Here is a 19,113-nt window from a genome sequence, read left to right on the forward strand (position 1 = left end):
CCCGACACGGGCCATCGCCGGCCGGCATCGTCCGACCCGCATGCCATCCTCGTCACATGAGTGCTCGGTGGGGCCGTCCGGCCCGCGAACCCGGCGACGGCTGGGTCGTTGTCGACGTCGAGACGTCGGGGTTTCGGCCGGGACAGGCCCGGGTGCTCAGCGTCGCCGCGCTGGCGCTCGATGTCGACGGTCGGGTAGAGCAATCGGTGTCGCACCTGGTCAACCCGGGCACCGACCCGGGGCCCACCCACGTGCACGGGCTGACCGCGGAGATGCTGGCCGGCCAGCCGCAGTTCGCCGACGTCGTCGGCGAGGTGGTCGCCCTGCTGGCGGGGCGGACCCTGGTGGCCCACAACGTGGCGTTCGACTACACGTTCCTGGCTGCCGAAGCGGAGATGGCCGGGGCCGTGCTGCCCGTCGATTCGGTGATGTGCACGCTCGAGCTTGCGCGACGGTTGGACCTGGGCCTGCCCAACCTCCGGTTGCAGACGCTGGCCGCGCATTGGGGCGTCGTCCAGACCCGGGCGCACGACGCACTCGATGACGCCCGGGTGCTGGCCGGCGTGCTGGAGCCCGCCCTGCAGCGCGCCCGGGAGCGTGACGTGTGGTTGCCGGTGCGGCCGGTGACTCGGCGCCGCTGGCCCAACGGCCGGATCACCCATGAGGAACTGCGGCCGCTGAAGGCGCTGGCGTCGCGGATGCCGTGCGCGTACCTCAATCCGGGCCGCTACGTGCGGGGCCGCCCGTTGGTGCAGGGCATGCGGGTGGCGTTGTCCGCGGAATGCACCCGCACGCATGAGGAACTCGTCGAGCGCATCCTGCACGCCGGGCTGGCCTACAGCGACGTCGTCGACGCCCACACGTCGCTGGTGATCTGCAACGAGGACCGCCCCGAACAGGGCAAGGGCTACCTGGCGCGCGAGCTGGGGGTGCCGACGGTCTCGGACCGCGACTTCATGGCGTGCGTGGGCGGGATCGGCGGCGTCGTCGGAGGCACCGGCATCGAAGAATTCGTCGACACCGGGGTCGCCGGCGACCAGATCTCGCTGTTTTAGTGCCTTCCCGAGGCGGGGAGTGTCCCAATTTGGGACATCCACAGGTGAACGGATAACGCCATGCTGTTAACCGTGACGAAACATTTGCGGTCATCGGCGCTGCGGCGATGACCACCGCTGTACGCGAAGACCGGGCAACCGCCGGCGTGACCCCGCTGCTAGGCCGGGCTCGCCGAGGCGCGTCGACCCCGGCTCGCCTGCGGGATTCTTCGATGCCGGACGAGGTCGTGGAGAACGGTCCCAGCCTCGCCGGCCAACTGGTCGGGCTCGCCGCCCGTCTGAGCATCCGGCCCATCCTGGCGATCGGCAGTCAGCTGCCGAAGGCGCCATGGCCCTGGGGCCTGGTAGACCACGCTGCCCGGGTCGTCCCCTCCGCCCCGGGCAGCGTTCGCCACACGGTTCGGTTGTCGCGCTGCACGGCACGGCTGGTCCGCGCCGCCGGCGTGCGGCCGGCGGACGGTGCCGGGCGCGTCGTGCTCTACCTGCACGGCGGCGCCTTCTTGACGTGCGGCGTCAACACCCATGACCGGCTGATCACCATGTTGTCGAAGTACGCGGACAGCCCCGCATTGGCGGTGAACTACCGGAAGATCCCCAAACACTCGGTAGGCGCCGCGGTCGACGACTGTTACGAGGGCTACCAGTGGCTGCGTAGCCAGGGCTACGCGCCGGACCAGATCGTGGTGGCCGGTGACTCCGCCGGCGGCTACCTGGCTCTGGCGCTGGCCCAACGGCTTCTCGACGAGGCCGAACAACCCGCGGCTCTGGTCTGCATGTCGCCGCTGACCCAGATCGCCAAGACCTCGCGGCGTACGCACCCCAACAGCGGCAGCGATGCGATGTTCCCGGCCAAGGCGTTCGACGCGTTGATCGACCTGGTCACCCACGCCGCCGACCGCCGCAGCACAGGCGGCGTCCCGGAAGAGGTCTTCGAACCGCTGGACCACATCGAATCCGGGATGTGCCCCACCCTGATCCATGTGTCCGGCTCCGAGGCCATGCTGCAGGACGCCCGGCTGGTTGCGCACAGCTTGGCCGAGGTTGGCGTTCCGGTCGAGCTGCGGGTGTGGCCGGGCCAGATGCACGTGTTCCAGATCGCCGGTCCGATGGTGCCGGAGGCTGTCCGCTCGTTGCGCCAGATCGGCCAGTACATCCGTGATGTGACCGATTGGATGGCAGTTCCGGACGGGATCGACGATTACGTGGTGATCCCGTAGGTCTTCAGCTTCCGGTACAGGCTCGACCGAGACATCCCCAGTTGCATCGCGGCGGCGGCCCGATTGCCGTCTGCCTGTCGTAGCGCCGCGACGATCGCATCTCGTTCGATGACTTCCAGCTGAGTCAAGGCGCGACGGGCCACGCTCTGGCAGTAGCCGGGCAGGTCGGTGTCGGCGATCTCGCCGATCTGGCGTTGGCGAAGGGCATGCACCAACGCCTCCCGCAGCTGAGCGATGTTGCCGGGCCAGGAATATCGGCTGATCAGCCGGTGCGCCGCCGGACTGAGCCGTACTTTGCGTTCCGGTGCGATCCCGCGCAGCAGGGCGCCGGTGATGCCGGGCAGATCATCGGTGCGGTATCGCAGCGGCGGCACGGTGATCGCGGCATGAAAATGGCTCAAGAGCTCACCGAGCTCGGGCGTCGAGCCGGACGGTTCCTGCGACACCGTGGCGACCACCCATCCGGGTAGATCGAGCGATTCGACCGCTGCGAAGTAGGCGTTCAGCGCCGCGGTACCGGCCGGTCCTGCCTGATCGATATCACGCGCGATGTGCAACGCGGGTCCGCCCGGACCGTTGGGCGGCGGGCCGGCCGCGCCGTGCGCCGCAAGCTGTTCGGCGTCGACGGTGATGCTGCGAGCGCCGGGGTAGACGGACTGAAAAAGCTGCGTCGCCAGGGTGAACTTGCCTACCCCGGGTTCGCCGACCAGCAGTACCGGCACGGTGTTCTCCAGCGCCTGCCGTAGGTCGTCGGTTGCTCGCACCCACGCCGGCGAGCGACCGCCGGCCAGGGATTTCTGCGAGCCGAACAACGTGCTCACCCCGGGCGGGAGTACGCCGGGCTCAGCGGACGCCACCGCCGACCCGGCGCGCCCAGCGCTCGCCGGTTCGGCGATCACCAACAGGCCGGCGACCTCGGTGCCGGCGAAGACCCGGGTTCCGCGAATGCGCACCAGGCGTTGACTGCTCGGCAGCACGACTGTGTCGCTGGCGCGTTCCTTGTGGGCCAGCAGGAAGGTCGCGTGGTCGCGGAGCACCTGCTGTTCGCCGGCGTCGAACATCTGCTGGGCGGCGGGGCTGGCGATCAACAGTGCGGCACCGAAGGCGAAGACCGCCGCCCGGGCCGACCGGGCCGTGACGCGTAGGTAGGCGTCGAAGACGGCCTGTTGCGTCTGGCTGCGGTCGAGCAGCAGGTTGCGGCTGATCTCTTTCGCGGCGTTCTTGATCAGAACGTGCATCATGGGGTTCCACGCCTGGGTCAGCGTGGCGATTGCCACCACGCCCTCGACGCGGCCGGTGACGGGGTCGAGGATCGGAGCGCCACAGGCGGCAAAGTTCTCCAGGCTCTCGCTGTAATGCTCCGGTCCGACGATACTGGCGGGCTGGCCCGACTCGAAGACGGTTCCGGCCCCGTTGGTGCCCACGGCCGCCTCCGAGAAGTCGAATCCGGGGGCGTACTGGACTCGATCGAACAGGCGCGTGGCCGTCGCCGAGGTGTCGATCCGTTCGACGACGCGCACCCTGCGGTCGGTCAGGCCGATGGCCAGCGGCAGATCGGCGGGGGAGGTGTCGTCGCCCAACTGCTTCAGCACGGGTCGCGCGCAGCGCGCCAGCAGCGAGTCGGTGTCGATCTCATCGGTGAACGTGCTGATCGGGCGGACGACATCCACCCCGGCATCCCGGCTGCGCTCCCACGAAGCGACAACCAGGTCGGAGACTCCCGCGACGCTTGGCCTGCCGAACTCCAGGAATGCCATCCGGTCGGCGGCAGCCCTCAGCAGCGGGTTGTCATCCCCGGACATCGCGTCACTCGCGTCATACCTGCCCCCCGTAGGTCGCGTCAGCCGAGCCGGGCCGCCCTGTTCACCGCGGAGACCACCGCCCGCAGCGACGCGGTGGTGATCGACGGTGCGATCCCGACGCCCCAGACGGTGTGGTCACCGATCTGAGCCTCCACGTACGCCGCGGCCTGAGCCTCCTCACCGGCGCTCATCGCGTGCTCCGAATAGTCCAGCACGTGGACCTGTACACCGACCTGGCTCAGCGCGTCGACGAACGCGGCCAGCGGGCCGTTGCCGGACCCGGCGATCTCGGTCTCGGTTCCGTCGATCTTGACGACGGCTTCGATGCGGTCGGTGCCGTCGTCGGTCTCGGCGGCGAGCAGCTTCTGGTGCATGCGCTCCAGCGGCCGGATCGGGTTCAGGTACTCGTCGGCGAAGGCGTCCCACATCTGTTTGGGGGTGACCTCGCCGCCCTCACCGTCGGTCAGTTGTTGGATCACACGCGAGAATTCGATCTGCAGCCGGCGCGGCAGCACCAGGCCGTGATCGGTCTTCATCACATAGGCCACGCCGCCCTTGCCGGACTGCGAGTTGACCCGGATCACCGCTTCGTAGGTACGGCCCACGTCGCGTGGGTCGATCGGCAGGTAGGGCACCTGCCAGAGCATGTCGTCGACGTCGGAGTCGGCCGCGTCCGCGTCGATCTTCATCTGGTCCAGGCCCTTGTTGATGGCGTCCTGGTGACTGCCGGAGAAGGCCGTATAGACCAGGTCGCCGCCGTAGGGGTGACGCTCGGGCACACCCAGCTGGTTGCAGTACTCGACGGTGCGGCGGATCTCGTCGATGTTGGAGAAGTCGATCTGCGGGTCCACGCCACGCGAGAACAGGTTCAGGCCCAGCGTCACCAGGCAGACATTGCCGGTGCGTTCGCCGTTGCCGAACAGGCAGCCCTCGATCCGGTCGGCCCCGGCCGCATAGCCCAGCTCCGCGGCGGCCACGGCGGTGCCGCGGTCGTTGTGCGGGTGCAGGCTCAGGATCACGCAGTCGCGTCGCTTCAGGTTGCGGCTCATCCACTCGATCGAGTCGGCGTAGACGTTCGGGGTCGCCATCTCCACGGTGGCCGGCAGGTTGAAGATGATCGGGTTGTCCGGCGTCGGCTCGATGACGTCGCCCACCGCGTCGCAGACCGCCTTGGCGTACTCCAGTTCGGTTCCGGTGTAGGACTCCGGCGAGTACTCGTAGCGCCAGCGGGTCCCCGGGTGCTTGGCCTGCTCCTGGAGGCACTTGCGCGCCCCGGCCACCGCAATGGCCTGCACCGCAGCCTGATCGGCGCGGAACACCACCCGGCGCTGCAGGACCGAGGTCGAGTTGTAGAAGTGCACGATCACGCTCGATGCGCCCGCGCAGGCCTCGAAGGTGCGCTCGATCAGCTCGTCACGACACTGGGTCAGCACCTGCAGGGTGACGTCGTCGGGAACGGCGCCCTCGGTGATGATCTCGCGGACGAAGTCGAAATCGGTCTGGCTGGCCGACGGGAACCCGACCTCGATCTCCTTGTAGCCCATGGCCACCAGCAGGTCGAACATCCGGCGCTTGCGGGCCGGGCTCATCGGGTCGATCAGCGCCTGATTGCCGTCGCGCAGGTCGACCGCACACCACAGCGGGGCGCGCTCGATGACGCGGTCGGGCCAGGTGCGATCCGGCAGCCTGATGGCCTCGACCTCATCGGCGAAGCTGCGGTACCGGTTGACCGGCATTGCCGAGCCGCGCTGCGGGTTCCAAGCGGGCTGGCCGGGGTTGGGTGGTCCCGCGGGTTTGGTGATGGCGCGGGTGGACGTGAAGGCGTCCGGGTGAGAAGGGCTGGAATAGGTAGTCACGATTTTCGCTCCGGCTTGTCAAGGGGACTTGTCCAGTGGACTGGAGAACCGGCGCATCGGCGAAACCCGCGACGGGGAGCCGGTCCTGGTCAGACCCCGTCGCGGCGACCGAGCAGGAGCGCGCGCTGCACGTGAAGAAGCTTACACGCCGATCCGGCGGCCGCACCGCGATGTCCTGGCACGTTGCCGCGCTGGAGGCCGAGTGAACCGGCGAAGTCCTTCCCCTATCCTTGTTGAGGTTCTTGTAGAGGCCCGATCAGTCAAATCGGCGGAAAGGACGACCGTGGCGCTCGTCGTGCAGAAATACGGCGGATCGTCGGTGGCCGACGCCGACCGGGTCCGCCGGGTGGCCGAGCGCATCGTCGAGACCAAACGAGCTGGTAACGAGGTCGTAGTGGTGTGCTCCGCGATGGGCGACACCACCGATGACCTCCTGGACCTGGCACAGCAGGTCTGCTCCGCACCGCCGGCCCGTGAGCTGGACATGCTGCTGACCGCCGGGGAGCGGATCTCCAATGCCCTGGTCGCGATGGCCGTCGAGGAGCTGGGCTGCAACGCCCGCTCGTTCACCGGGTCGCAGGCCGGCGTCATCACCACCGGCGCGCACGGCAAGGCCAAGATCATCGACGTCACCCCGGGCCGGCTGCAGGCCGCGCTCGGCGAAGACCAGGTGGTGCTGGTCGCCGGGTTCCAGGGCGTCAGCCAGGACACCAAGGACGTCACCACCTTGGGGCGTGGCGGCAGCGACACCACCGCGGTAGCGCTGGCTGCGGCGCTGAACGCCGACGTCTGCGAGATCTACACCGACGTCGACGGCATCTTCAGCGCCGACCCGCGCATCGTGCCCAACGCCAAGCGCCTGGACACCGTCACCTTCGAGGAGATGCTCGAGCTGGCCGCGTGCGGCGCCAAGGTGCTCATGCTGCGCTGCGTGGAGTACGCCCGCCGCTACCACCTGCCCATCCACGTTCGGTCGTCCTACTCGGACAAGCCGGGCACCATCGTTTCCGGATCGATCAAGGACATCCCCATGGAAGACGCCATCCTGACCGGAGTCGCGCACGACCGCAGCGAAGCCAAGGTGACCGTGGTCGGTATCCCCGACCTGCCCGGCTACGCGGCCAAGATCTTCCGTGCCGTCGCCGACGCCGACATCAACATCGACATGGTGTTGCAGAACGTCTCGAAGGTCGAGGACGGCAAGACCGACATCACCTTCACCTGCCCGCGTGACAACGGGCCGGCCGCGGTGGCCAAGCTCGAGTCGCTCAAGGGCGAGATCGGCTTCACCGAGGTGCTCTACGACGCCAAGGTGGGCAAGGTGTCGCTGATCGGCGCCGGGATGCGCAGCCACCCGGGTGTGACGGCCACGTTCTGCGAGACGCTGGCCGACAACGGGGTCAACATCGACCTGATCTCCACCTCCGAGATCCGCATCTCGGTGCTGTGCGCCGAAGATGATCTGGACAAGGCTGTCGTTTCGCTGCACGAGGCGTTCGGCCTCGGCACCGACGAGGCGGCCACGGTCTACGGCGGGACGGGGCGCTAAATGGTTTCCATCGGTGTGGTCGGTGCTACCGGCCAGGTCGGCCAGGTGATGCGCGCTCTGCTGGAGCAGCGCAACTTCCCGGCAGACGAGGTGCGGTTCTTCGCCTCGGCGCGCTCGGCCGGACGCAAGCTGGCATTCCGCGGCGCCGAGATCGAGGTCGAAGACTCCGAGACCGCCGACCCGTCCGGGCTGGACATCGCGCTGTTCTCCGCCGGGGCGACCATGTCGCGGGTGCAGGCGCCGCGGTTCGCCGCGGCCGGTGTCACGGTGATCGACAACTCGTCGGCCTGGCGCAAGGATCCCGATGTGCCGCTGGTGGTCTCCGAGGTGAACTTCGACCGCGAGGTGCGCGGGAAGCAGTTGGCCAAGGGCATCATCGCCAACCCGAACTGCACCACCATGGCGGCGATGCCGGTGCTCAAGCCGCTGCACGACGAGGCCGGTCTGACCCGGCTGATCGTCTCGACCTACCAGGCGGTCTCGGGCAGCGGGCTGGCCGGCGTGCAGGAGCTGGCGACGCAGGTGCGTGCGGTCGTGGACGGTGCCGAGCAATTGGTGCACGACGGCGGCGCGGTCGACTTCCCGGCGCCGGACAAGTACGTCGCGCCCATCGCGTTCAACGTGGTCGCGCTGGCGGGCTCGCTGGTCGACGACGGCTCGGGCGAGACCGACGAAGACCAGAAGCTGCGGTTCGAGAGCCGCAAGATCCTCGGCATCCCAGAGCTCTTGGTGAGCGGCACCTGTGTCCGGGTGCCGGTGTTCACCGGTCACTCACTGTCGATCAACGCCGAGTTCGCCCGGCCGCTGTCTCCGCAACGGGCCGCCGAGCTGCTGGCGGATGCCCCGGGCGTCACGCTCACCGACGTGCCGACGCCGCTGGCCGCCGCCGGCGCCGACGACTCGCTGGTGGGCCGAATCCGGGTCGACCCGGGTGCTCCCGACGGGCGTGGCCTGGCGCTGTTCGTCTCCGGGGACAACCTACGTAAAGGCGCGGCGCTCAACACGATTCAGATCGCCGAGCTGCTGGCTGCATCTTCCGGGTCCTGACGCGGCCCTGCCAAGGCGCCGAACGTGCACTCAGCGCGAAATTCTCCGCGATTTTTCGGGCTGAGTGCACGCTCGGCGGGGTCGGTATTGATGGCACTGCTGTTGGCTCTGCCCGGGGTGGCGCACGCCGAGCCGCCCGCGCCCATCCCGCGTCCGGTGCTGTGGCCGCTGGCCGAAGGCCAAGTGGTGCGGATCGGCCCCAGTGCCGGAACCGGAACGCCCACCGGGGATTACGGTATCGGCGCCACCGACCTGTGCGAGTTCATGGAGTTCCCCACCGCGGTGCTGCAGATCTGCGGGGACAGCTTCGCAGGCCAGGGCGTGGGGTATGGCGGCTGGTATTCGCCGATCGCGCTGCGCGCCGACCCCGATTCGGTCGTTGACTCCGACGGGGTGCGCTACACCGGGGTGATCGGGGTGGACAGGCCGCTGTTGGCCGACCCGGCGCCGGCGGGCAGTACGCAGCTGCCGGCCGGGATCGTCTCGATCAACCGGACCAACTATCTGCTGGTGACCACCGCCAAGATGCTGGTTCCCCAAAGCACACGGTTGGTGAAAGCCGATCCGGCGCAACCGGGTTGGCAGACGGTGCCGGGATCGGTGCGGCCCGCCTCCTACCAGGATCACGGGCAGTCCCAGATCAGCGGCTACTACGACCCGATTCCGACCCCGGACTCGGCCACCGGCTGGGTGTACATCGTGGCCAACAACTTCGACCGCAGTGCGGCGGTGACGCTGTATCGGGTCGCTCCGGGCGCGTTCACCGACCGGTCGGCCTGGCAGGGCTGGTCGGCCACCGCAGGCTGGGGCCATGCGCCCACGCCGCTGTGGAACGACCAGATCGGCGAGCTCAGCTTGCGCCAGATCGACGGCAGGCCGGTGCTGTCCTACTTCAACGGCACCACCGGGAACATGGAAGTTCGGGTGGCCTACGAGCCGACCGGGTTGGGCACCGCCCCGGTGACCACGGTGGTGCAGCACGCCGAGTGGCCGGATCCGCCGGTGCCCGTCGAGACCCTGCCGTCGCCCTACGACAACCGGCTGGCCCAGCCCTACGGCGGCTACATCTCGCCGGGATCAACCCTCGATGAGCTGCGCGTGTTCGTCAGCCAATGGAACACCCAGCCGCGTGACCGCGCGCCCTATCGGGTGATCCAGTTCGCGGTGAACCCGTTCAAGCCCTGGTCGGTCAGCTGAACAGCTGCCACAGGTCGGCCCAGAAGTCCCCGCCACCGTCACCGAGGAGGTTGGCGTCCGCGACGCTCGAGGCGGGGACGACGTCCGTGGTGTAGTCCCCGATCGCGCTGGCCACGTTGCCGCTGCTGCCGTCAAGGCCGGTGGTGGCGAAGGAGTGCGCGCCTTCAACCGTGGACGAGTTGAAGCTGCCGCCCGCAATCCCCCCGTTGGGGACTCCCGCGTAGGCCGTGGAGAAGTCACCGGTGACGCTGGCGACATTGCCGTTGGCGGTGATTCCGTTGACCCACCCCGCATAGGCGGCACTGTTCTCGCCCACCACGGTGGCGGTGTTGAACGATCCACCGCCGTAGCCGGCGTCGGCCACACTGTTGTCACCGGTGGCCGAGGCGTAGTTGAACAGGCCGTGCCAGGCGGTGGCGACGGCACCGTCGCCGTGGGCGATCGCGAAGTTGCCGAAATCCGACACGGCAAACGCGGTACCCGACTGATACAACGGGATCCCGCTGAACGAGATCGCAAAGTTGGCGTAATCGGTGGGGACGGTCGGCGGGGTAATCGAGCCCGCCGCACCGATCCCGGCGACCGCGTCACCGATGTCTGCGGCCGCAAAGGCGGCCACGACGCCCAGCGCACCGGCTCCGCCGTCCACCGAGTTCGTCCCGGCCGAAGCGGCCGGCGTAGCCGCCAGAGCGGCGCCGATGCCCAGCCCAGCGGCCAATACGCTAAGGCTGCTCACACGTTTCAGATTCCCCATTTTTCTGCCTTCCCCTGCTGCTCCCCGCCCTGTTGGCTGGTGTTGAGAGCGATGCTAGGAGCGAGCGGCGTGGCGGGGATACAGGGTTTTCCCTGAATTTTCTGACCCTGTTTATAGGGTGACCCCGGGCTCTTCGGGCCATCCGGCGGACTGCCTGGCCGGGCGCGGCGGCTCATAGCGGATGCATAGCCGAGACCTAGCGGTGCCCGGTGTTGCCCCCGGCAAGATGCATTACATGAGCGAAACACCTGTCACCACAACCACCCCACCCGCACCGCCGGGTGAGCCCAAGCCCTACTGGGTCTACCGGCTGGCTGCCTGGGTCGCCATCGTCGCCGGAATCGTCTTCATCGTGTCGTCGATCTTCTTCGCCGGCGTCTGGGTCAGCCGCGGCGGCCCGGGCGGACACCACTGCCATGGTCATCACGGGCATCACGGCCAACACGCGATGTTCCACAAGGGCCACCACCACCGCGGACCGGGGCCGATGGGACCCGGCCCGGACCAGCGGGGACCCGGCGAGCTGCCGCCATCGGTGAGCACCCAGTCTCCGCCGTCACCACCCGGCCGGTAACCCGGTCCGGCTACGAGCAACCGGCCGCCGCCCCTCCCGAAGGGCGGCGGCCGGCGTCGTTCTCGGGCATGATTGATCGGTATGAGCGAGTCGCCAGCCCCCACGCCACCGCCGCCTCCGCCACCACCGCCGAACCGGCTCTACCAAGCCGCGGCCTGGGTGGTGATCGTCGCCGGAACGGTCTTCGTCGCGGCCGTCATCTTCGGCACCGGTGTCTACCTCAGCGGCAACGGTGGGTGCTGGCACCATCACCACCACGGCCCAGGCATGATGCATCACGGCCCGCCGATGGGCCCCGGATTCGGCCCCGGCTTCGGGCCCGCAGGTCCCGGTGAGGAACCGGAATGGCCGGGCTTCCGGCCGGCCGGCCCGGGTAATGGGCCCGGTGGTCCCGGTGGCCCACCCGCTCCGCCACCACCGCCGTCGGCTCCACCGCACCGCTGACCCTGCAAAGGGCTGCTGAGTGTGCGGTCTCCTGCGCGACTGGTCATGCCGGGCGTAGGTAACCGCACACTCCCCGGAACGCGTTGAGTCACAAGGTCTTGACCACAAGAGGAGACAGGCAGATGACCGAGCACCACACCACCACCGATGCCGGAATCCCGGCACCCAGTGACGGCGAATCGCTGACGATCGGCCCGGATGGTCCCATCCTGTTGCAGGACCACTACCTGATCGAACAGATGGCGATGTTCAACCGGGAACGCACCCCGGAACGTCAGCCGCACGCCAAGGGTGGTGGGGCTTTCGGGCACTTCGAGGTCACCGCGGACGTCACCAAGTACACCCGGGCCGCGGTGTTCGCGCCGGGGGCCAAGACGCAGACACTGACGCGGTTCTCCACCGTCGCGGGCGAGCGGGGCAGCCCAGACACCTGGCGCGACCCCCGCGGTTTCGCGACGAAGTTCTACACGTCTGAGGGCAACTTCGACCTGGTCGGCAACAACACCCCGGTCTTCTTCATGCGTGACCCGCTGAAGTTCCAACACTTCATCCGCTCCCAGAAGCGTCGCGCGGCCAGCAACCTGCGCGACCACAACATGCAATGGGACTTCTGGAGCCTCACGCCGGAGTCGGCGCACCAGGTCACCTGGTTGATGGGGGACCGGGGCATTCCGAAGAACTGGCGCCACATGAACGGCTACTCCAGTCACACCTACAGCTGGATCAACGCCGCCGGAGAGATCTTCTGGGTCAAGTACCACTTCATCAGTGACCAGGGCGTGGAGTCCCTCACCCAGGAGGAGGCCGACCGGTTGGCCGGCGTCGACGCCGACTATCACCAGCGCGACCTGTATGAGGCGATCGAGCGTGGTGAATATCCGAGTTGGACACTCAAGATGCAGATCATGCCGTTCGAGGAGGCAAAGACCTACCGCTACAACCCGTTTGATCTCACCAAGGTATGGCCGCACGCCGACTACCCGCTGATCGACGTCGGCAAGCTGACCCTGGACCGCAACGTCAGCGACTATCACAGTGAGATCGAGCAGGCGGCGTTCCAGCCCAACAACATGGTGCCCGGGACAGGTTTGAGCCCGGACAAGATGCTGCTGGCCCGAGGCTTCTCCTACGCCGACGCGCACCGCGCCCGGATCGGGACGAACTACAGCCAATTGCCGGTCAATGCACCGAAATCCGAGGTGCACAGCTATTCCAAGGACGGCGCCATGCGGTTCGTCAACGCGACGGACCCGGTGTATGCGCCGAACTCGATGGGCGGCCCCAAGGCCGACCCGGCCCGTGCCGCCGAAGTGCGCTGGCACGCCGATGGGGACATGGTGCGTGCCGCCTACACGCTGCGCCCCGACGATGACGACTTCAGCCAGGCTCGGACACTGGTCCGCGACGTTCTCGATGACGATGCACGGAAACGGTTGGCCGCCAATATTATTGGGCACGTATCGGCCGGCGTCACCGAGCCGGTGCTGTCCCGGGTGTTCGAATACTGGCGCAACGTCGATCCCGATCTGGGTCGCGCGGTGGAGGCCGGGGTGCGGGCCAACCTTGCCTGACGGCCGGCGGGCCGCCGCAACCCTGCTGGCGGGACTGGGGTTGGCCGCTGCCGGCGCAGTGGCCGCTCCGGTCGCCGGCGCGGGCCCCTCCGAACCGGGCGTGGTCTCCTATGCGGTGTTGCCGAAGGGATCGGTCGGCAACATCGTCGGCGCCCCGATGGGCTACGAAGCCGTCTCCGGCGAACCGTTCCAGGCCTTCTGGGTCGACGACCCGGCATGCAACAACTGGGCCGACATCGGCCTGCCCGAGGTCTACAACGATCCCGACCTGGCGTCCTACAACAGCGCGGTCACCCAGACCTCGGCCACCGATCAGGGGCACTTCGTCAAGCAGGCGGTGGGGGTGTTCGCCACCAACGATGCTGCCGCCGCGGCGTTCCATCGTGTCGTCGACCGGACCGTCGGCTGCTCGGGCCGCACCACCGCGATGCATCTGGAGAACGGAGCCACGCAGGTCTGGGCGTTCGGCGGCGGGCCGGCCACGGCAACGGATGCGGCCTGGAGCAAGCAGGAGGCCGGCACCGATCGGCGCTGTTTCAACCAGACCCGGTTGCGGGCCAACGTCGTGCTGCAAGCCAAGGTCTGTCAGTCCGGTAACGCCGGCCCGGCGGTGAACGTGCTGGCAGGAGCGATGCAGAACTCCCTGGGTCAGTAATCACCGGTCCTCTTGTCGGCCCTCTCCGGTAGCGTCGGGAAGATCAACGGGCGGAGGGGTTGATATGGGGTTCGCCGCGGCGACGCAACTGTCCCGCGGAGATCAGTCTTGCCTGGGCGGCCCCGAGCTGTCTGGTGCCGCCGAGGCCGCCGACTACATCACGCAGCGTTGCCTCACCGATGCCCCGCACGGCCGGGTGGGACTGGAGATCGAGGCACACTGCTTCGACCCGACCGACCCGCACCGTCGCCCGGGCTGGGCCGAGATCGGCGATGTGCTGCGGTCCCTGCCGGAGTTGCCGGGCGGCAGTGTCGTCACGGTCGAGCCCGGCGGCGCAGTGGAGCTCTCCGGCCCTCCGCTGGCCGATGCGCTCGCCGCGATCGAAGCGATGACCGCCGATCAGGCGGTGCTGCGGGCGGCTTTCGCCGACGCCGGACTGGGGCTGGTGCAGCTGGGTGCCGACCCGCTCCGGCCCACCGAGCGGGTCAACCCCGGCGAGCGTTACGCCGCGATGGAACAGTTCTTCGCCGCCAGCCACACCGGTTCGGCCGGCGCGGCGATGATGACGGCGACGGCCTCGGTCCAGCTCAATCTGGATGCCGGTGCGCGTTCCGGTTGGGCCGATCGGGTCCGGCTGGCCCACGCGCTGGGCCCGACGATGGTCGCGATCTCCGCCAACTCCCCGCTGCTGGCCGGCGAGCTCTCCGGCTGGCGTTCCACCCGGCAGCGGGTCTGGAGCCGGCTGGACTCGGCGCGTTGCGGTCCCGTCCTCGGCCTGGACGGCACCGACCCCGCCACCGACTGGGCGCGGTATGCGCTCAAGGCGCCCGTCATGCTGGTGCACACTCCCGAAGCGATTCCGGTCAGCCGCTACGTGCCGTTTGCCGACTGGGCCGACGGACGGGTGCGGCTCGGTGGCCGCCGCGCCGGCATCGAAGACCTCGACTACCACCTGACCACGCTGTTTCCTCCGGTGCGCCCGCGCGGATGGCTGGAGATCCGCTACCTCGACAGCGTTGACGACAACCTTTGGCCGGCACTGGTATTCACTCTGGCCACCCTGCTCGATGACCCGGCCGCCACCGACAGCGCAGCCGAAGCCGTCGCGCCCGTCGCCACCGCCTGGGACGTCGCCGCCCGGATCGGCCTGGCCGACCCGCGGCTGCATGCGGCCGCCAGACGCTGCGTTCGCCTGGTCGTTGACCGGGCGCCGGCATCCCTGCGCAACGGGATGGACCGGCTGGCCGGCATGGTCGAACGGGGCCGCTGCCCGGCCGACGACGTCACCGACGAAGTGACCCGGACCGGCACCACGGCGATGGTCACCCGAATGGCGCGCAGACAGTCATGACCCCATCGGAAACCCTGGCCCGCGACCTGACCCGGGCGCGGAGACGCACGCTGGCGCTCGTCGATTTCGACGACGCCGAGCTGCACCGCCAATACGACCCGCTGATGAGCCCGCTGGTGTGGGATCTGGCCCATATCGGTCAGCAGGAGGAGCTGTGGCTGCTGCGCGACGGAGACCCGGCCCGGCCCGGCATGCTGCCGGCGGACGTCGAAGGCCTCTACGACGCCTTCACCCACCCGCGAGCCAGTCGCGTCGACCTTCCGCTGTTGGCACCCGAACAGGCCCGGAAGTATTGCGCCACCGTGCGTTCGAAGGTTTTCGAAAAGCTGGAGGCGCTGCCCGCTGGCGCGGGCCATGCCGGCGACTTCTCGGACGGGTTCGCGTTCGGCCTGGTGCTCAGCCATGAACACCAGCACGACGAGACCATGCTGCAGGCGCTGAACCTGCGTGCCGGCCCACCCCTGCTCGGTGCCGGCGCTGTTCTGCCCGCCGGGCGGCCCGACCTGGCGGGAACCTCGGTGCTGGTGCCGGGCGGTGAATTCGTGCTCGGCGTCGACGCAGCCGAGGAGCCCTTCTCGCTCGACAACGAGCGCCCCGCGCACCGCGTCGACGTGCCGGCGTTCCGGATCGGCCGGGTGCCGGTGACCAACCGTGAATGGCGGGCCTTCATCGCCGACGGTGGCTACCGGCAACCTCGGTGGTGGAGCGAACGGGGCTGGCGCCACTGTGTGCAGGCCCGGTTGACGGCGCCGGAGTTCTGGGGCCCCGATCACCGATCCCGGGAGCGGTTCGGCCACGTCGAGGACCTGCCTGACGACGAGCCGGTACAGCATGTGAGCTACTTCGAGGCGCAGGCATACGCGGCGTGGGCCGGGGCCAGGCTGCCCACCGAGATCGAATGGGAGAAGGCCTGCGCCTGGGACCCGGTCACCCAGGCGCGACGGCGCTATCCGTGGGGCGGCGCCGATCCGTCGGCCGAGTTGGCCAATCTGGACGGCGCGGCGCTGCGCCCGGCTCCGGTCGGGGCCTACCCGCAGGGGGCATCGGCCTATGGCGCGCAACAACTGCTCGGCGATGTCTGGGAGTGGACGAGTTCGCCGCTGCGACCGTGGCCGGGCTTTTCTCCGATGATCTACCAACGCTATTCGGAGCCGTTCTTCGGCGGAGACTATCGGGTGCTGCGCGGTGGGTCCTGGGCGGTCGCCCGCGAGATCCTGCGGCCGAGCTTTCGGAATTGGGACCATCCCTATCGGCGGCAGATCTTCGCCGGTGTGCGACTGGCCTGGGACATCTGATGTGCCGGCACCTGGGCTGGCTGGGCAAGCCGCGTTCACTGGCCGAGCTGATTCTCGAACCGCCTCAGGGCTTGCGGGTGCAGTCCTATGCACCGCGCCGGCAGCAGCACGGGTTGCTCAACGCCGACGGTTGGGGCGCTGGATTTTTCGACGGCGACGTGCCGCGACGTTGGCGCAGTGCGGCACCGCTGTGGGGCGACGTGTCGTTCGCCTCGGTCGCTCCGGCGCTCGCCAGTCACTGCGTGGTGGCCGCAGTGCGTTCAGCCACCGTCGGGATGCCCATCGAAGCCAGCGCCACGGCTCCGTTCACCGACGGCAGTTGGCTGCTGTCGCACAACGGCGTGGTGGACCGCGGGGTTCTGAAAACCGCCGATGGTGCCGAATCGGTCTGTGACAGTGCGATCCTGGCCGCGTCGATCTTCGATCGTGGAGTGGAAGCGTTGGGCGAGGTGATCGTCGATATCGGCGCGGCCGACCCGCATGCGCGACTGAACATACTGGCTGCCAACGGTTCCCGGATGTTGGCGACGACCTGGGGAGACACCTTGTCGATGTTGCACGGATCCGACGGCGTGGTACTGGCCAGCGAACCCTACGACGACGACCCGCGCTGGGTGGATATCCCCGACCGGCACCTGGTGGACGCGCACGACGGCGAGGTCTGTGTCACCGCCTTGGGCGTGTCCCGATGACGGGGGTCACCATCGCCAATCACCTGGCCGCCGACGCGGCCCGCACCGCACTGCGGGCCGATGTCCGCCACGGCCTGGCGCAGCGTCCGAAGTCTTTGCCGCCCAAGTGGTTCTACGACGACGTCGGCAGCGATCTGTTCGACCAGATCACCCGGCTGCCCGAGTATTACCCCACCCGCGCCGAGGCGGAGATCCTGCGAGCACGGTCGGCCGAGGTGGCGGTCCTGTCGGGTGCGGACACCCTGGTGGAACTGGGCAGCGGCACCTCGGAGAAGACCCGGATGCTGCTCGATGCGCTGCGGGACGCCGGGGCCCTGCGCCGGTTCATCCCGTTCGACGTCGACGCCGGAGTGCTGGAGACGGCGGGGGAGGCGATCGCCCGTGACTTTCCCGGCGTGCGAGTCCAAGGTGTTTGCGGCGACTTCGAGCACCACCTGACACAGATCCCCGATGGTGGCATAAGGCTGTTCGTGTTCCTGGGGTCGACGATCGGCAATCTGACACCGGGCCCACGTGCCGACTTCTTGGCCGGCCTGGCCGCAATCATGCACGACGGTGACGGCCTGTTGCTGGGCACCGATCTGGTCAAAGACACCGGCAGGCTGGTGCGTGCCTACGACGATGCGGCCGGGGTGACCGCGGCGTTCAACCGCAACGTGCTCGCGGTGGTGAACCGTGAACTTTATGCCGACTTCGACCTCGATGAGTTCGCCCATGTGGCGCACTGGAATGCGGCGGAACAGCGCATCGAGATGTGGTTGCGCGCCCGCCGTGCCCAGCATGTCGTGGTCAAAGCGCTGGACCTGGCTGTCGATTTCGTCGCCGGTGAAGAGATGCTGACCGAGGTGTCCTGCAAGTTCCGGCCGGAGCAGGTGGCCGACGAACTGGCCGCCGCGGGACTGCGCCGTCGACGGTGGTGGACCGATGCGGCAGGCGATTTCGGCCTGTCGCTCGCCATCAAATGAGCCTGGCCGACCGTTGGCGCGCGGCGCGCCCTCCGGTCGCCGGGCTGCACCTGGACAGTGCGGCCTGCTCACGGCAGAGCTACGCGGCGTTGGACGCCGCGGCCCGCCACGCCCGCCTTGAGGCCGAGGTCGGTGGCTACGTCGCCGCCGAGGCGGCCGCGCCGGTGCTGGATGCCGGGCGGGCGGCTTTCGCCGCATTGACCGGCATGGCCGACGCCGACGTGGTGTTCACCACCGGGTCGCGAAATGCGCTGAACCTTCTGCTGTCCCGGTGGCCGGGGCCGCAGCGCACCCTGGCCTGCCTGCCCGGCGAATACGGCCCGAACCTGGCGGTGATGGCCGCACACGGATTCAGCTGGCGAACGCTGCCGGTGGATGACACCGGCCGCCTGGTGCTCGACGAGGCGGCAGCGGTACTTACCGCCGACCCGCCCGGCCTGGTGCACCTGACCCCGGTCGGCAGTCACCGCGGGCTGGTGCAGCCCCTGGCGCAGCTGGCGGATATCTGCCGGGCCGTCGGCGTTCCGCTGGCGGTCGACGCGGCGCAGGCCCTGGGCCAGATCGACTGTGCCGTCGGCGCCGACGCCGTCTATTCGTCGTCACGCAAGTGGCTTGCCGGACCGCGCGGTGTCGGGGCGCTGGCGGTGCGGCCGGCGTTGGCAGAGTTGGCGTCGCCGGGCCCGGAGGCCGGTGACGTCAATGTGGCTGCGCAGGTGGGGTTCTCCGTCGCGTTGGGGGAGCATCTGGTGGCCGGGCCGGCGGCGGTGCGGGCCGCGCTGGCCGGTGTAGGTGCCCGGAGCCGGCGGGTGTTGGCTCAGTTGTCCGGCTGGCGGGTGGTCGAACCGCTCGACGAGCCGAGCGCCATCACCACCTTGGCCCCGCCGGCTGGCCTTGATCCGGTGGCGGTGCGGGCGTGGCTGATCGCCGAGCGCAGGATCGTCACCACCGCAGCCGGAGTCGAGCGGGCACCGCTGGAGCTGACCATGCCCGTGCTGCGGATCTCACCGCACGTCGACACCACCGAGGCCGACGTGCAGGTGCTCGCTACGGCGTTAGCCGATGCACCGCAAGGCCGATGAAGGCCGCTCT

Annotated in this window: 17 protein-coding genes; 14 read left to right on the forward strand and 3 right to left on the reverse strand. The window is 68.9% G+C overall.

All coding sequences use genetic code 11. The features are described from left to right. Window positions 1-56 precede the first annotated feature (56 nt). Both ACJH5R_RS21540 and ACJH5R_RS21545 read left to right on the forward strand, forming a co-directional pair. Window positions 57-1,055: a DEDDh family exonuclease gene (locus tag ACJH5R_RS21540; RefSeq protein WP_406756815.1), complete on the forward strand. Its 999-nt coding sequence runs from the start codon at window positions 57-59 to the stop codon at window positions 1,053-1,055. A 107-nt stretch (window positions 1,056-1,162) separates the two neighbouring features. Continuing rightward, window positions 1,163-2,272, forward strand: coding sequence for an alpha/beta hydrolase fold domain-containing protein (locus ACJH5R_RS21545; RefSeq protein WP_406756816.1), 1,110 nt, complete (start codon window positions 1,163-1,165; stop codon window positions 2,270-2,272). Here ACJH5R_RS21545 and ACJH5R_RS21550 read toward each other — a convergent pair. Both ACJH5R_RS21550 and leuA read right to left on the reverse strand, forming a co-directional pair. Next, complete coding sequence (locus tag ACJH5R_RS21550; RefSeq protein ID WP_406756817.1) at window positions 2,254-4,074, reverse strand: sigma-54-dependent Fis family transcriptional regulator; 1,821 nt, start codon at window positions 4,072-4,074, stop codon at window positions 2,254-2,256. The two genes, ACJH5R_RS21545 and ACJH5R_RS21550, sit on opposite strands and share 19 nt — an antisense overlap. Before the next feature lie 38 nt (window positions 4,075-4,112). After that, entirely contained in the window at window positions 4,113-5,930 is a 1,818-nt protein-coding gene (gene leuA, locus ACJH5R_RS21555) for a 2-isopropylmalate synthase (RefSeq protein WP_406756818.1), read from the reverse strand. A 283-nt stretch (window positions 5,931-6,213) separates the two neighbouring features. On the opposite strand from leuA, the gene ACJH5R_RS21560 reads away from it, so the two are divergent. From ACJH5R_RS21560 to ACJH5R_RS21570, 3 genes are all read left to right on the forward strand, one after another. Then, window positions 6,214-7,479, forward strand: a complete 1,266-nt coding sequence (locus tag ACJH5R_RS21560) for an aspartate kinase (RefSeq protein WP_406756819.1) — start codon at window positions 6,214-6,216, stop codon at window positions 7,477-7,479. Beyond that, entirely contained in the window at window positions 7,480-8,526 is a 1,047-nt protein-coding gene (locus tag ACJH5R_RS21565) for an aspartate-semialdehyde dehydrogenase (RefSeq protein ID WP_406756820.1), read from the forward strand. A gap of 90 nt (window positions 8,527-8,616) precedes the next feature. After that, window positions 8,617-9,723 (forward strand): DUF4185 domain-containing protein, encoded by a 1,107-nt coding sequence (locus ACJH5R_RS21570; protein ID WP_406756821.1) that lies wholly within the window; start codon window positions 8,617-8,619, stop codon window positions 9,721-9,723. Here ACJH5R_RS21570 and ACJH5R_RS21575 read toward each other — a convergent pair. Then, the gene (locus ACJH5R_RS21575) at window positions 9,716-10,459 is read right to left on the reverse strand and encodes a hypothetical protein (protein ID WP_406756822.1); all 744 of its coding nucleotides are present in this window, start codon (window positions 10,457-10,459) and stop codon (window positions 9,716-9,718) included. The genes ACJH5R_RS21570 and ACJH5R_RS21575 overlap by 8 nt on opposite strands. Before the next feature lie 253 nt (window positions 10,460-10,712). Between ACJH5R_RS21575 and ACJH5R_RS21580 the strand changes: the two genes are divergently transcribed. The 9 genes from ACJH5R_RS21580 to egtE all read left to right on the forward strand — a co-directional run bounded on the left by ACJH5R_RS21580 (window position 10,713) and on the right by egtE (window position 19,103). Further along, entirely contained in the window at window positions 10,713-11,051 is a 339-nt protein-coding gene (locus tag ACJH5R_RS21580; protein WP_406756823.1) for a hypothetical protein, read from the forward strand. An 81-nt stretch (window positions 11,052-11,132) separates the two neighbouring features. Then, on the forward strand, window positions 11,133-11,495 hold the full coding sequence (locus tag ACJH5R_RS21585) for a hypothetical protein (RefSeq protein ID WP_406756824.1): 363 nt from the start codon (window positions 11,133-11,135) through the stop codon (window positions 11,493-11,495). Window positions 11,496-11,617: 122 nt separating this feature from the next. Further along, on the forward strand, window positions 11,618-13,066 hold the full coding sequence (locus ACJH5R_RS21590; RefSeq protein WP_406756825.1) for a catalase: 1,449 nt from the start codon (window positions 11,618-11,620) through the stop codon (window positions 13,064-13,066). A gap of 22 nt (window positions 13,067-13,088) precedes the next feature. After that, a complete protein-coding gene (locus ACJH5R_RS21595; protein ID WP_406756920.1) occupies window positions 13,089-13,721 on the forward strand; it encodes a sensor domain-containing protein in 633 nt (210 codons plus the stop codon). Window positions 13,722-13,785: 64 nt separating this feature from the next. Next, window positions 13,786-15,072: an ergothioneine biosynthesis glutamate--cysteine ligase EgtA gene (gene egtA, locus ACJH5R_RS21600; RefSeq protein WP_406782874.1), complete on the forward strand. Its 1,287-nt coding sequence runs from the start codon at window positions 13,786-13,788 to the stop codon at window positions 15,070-15,072. Continuing rightward, complete coding sequence (gene egtB / locus ACJH5R_RS21605; RefSeq protein WP_406756827.1) at window positions 15,069-16,367, forward strand: ergothioneine biosynthesis protein EgtB; 1,299 nt, start codon at window positions 15,069-15,071, stop codon at window positions 16,365-16,367. The genes egtA and egtB overlap by 4 nt, the downstream gene beginning before the upstream one ends. Further along, complete coding sequence (gene egtC / locus ACJH5R_RS21610) at window positions 16,367-17,059, forward strand: ergothioneine biosynthesis protein EgtC (RefSeq protein ID WP_406756828.1); 693 nt, start codon at window positions 16,367-16,369, stop codon at window positions 17,057-17,059. The genes egtB and egtC overlap by 1 nt, the downstream gene beginning before the upstream one ends. Then, window positions 17,056-18,024 carry an L-histidine N(alpha)-methyltransferase gene (gene egtD / locus ACJH5R_RS21615; protein ID WP_406756829.1) on the forward strand — a complete coding sequence of 323 codons (969 nt, stop codon included), beginning with the start codon at window positions 17,056-17,058 and terminating at the stop codon, window positions 18,022-18,024. Before egtC ends, egtD begins: the two co-directional genes overlap by 4 nt. Continuing rightward, a complete protein-coding gene (gene egtE, locus ACJH5R_RS21620) occupies window positions 18,021-19,103 on the forward strand; it encodes an ergothioneine biosynthesis PLP-dependent enzyme EgtE (protein ID WP_406782875.1) in 1,083 nt (360 codons plus the stop codon). The genes egtD and egtE overlap by 4 nt, the downstream gene beginning before the upstream one ends. Window positions 19,104-19,113 lie beyond the last annotated feature (10 nt).

Origin of the sequence: Mycobacterium sp. SMC-19 (assembly GCF_045310815.1) — a bacterium.
Classification (GTDB): Bacteria; Actinomycetota; Actinomycetes; order Mycobacteriales; family Mycobacteriaceae; genus Mycobacterium.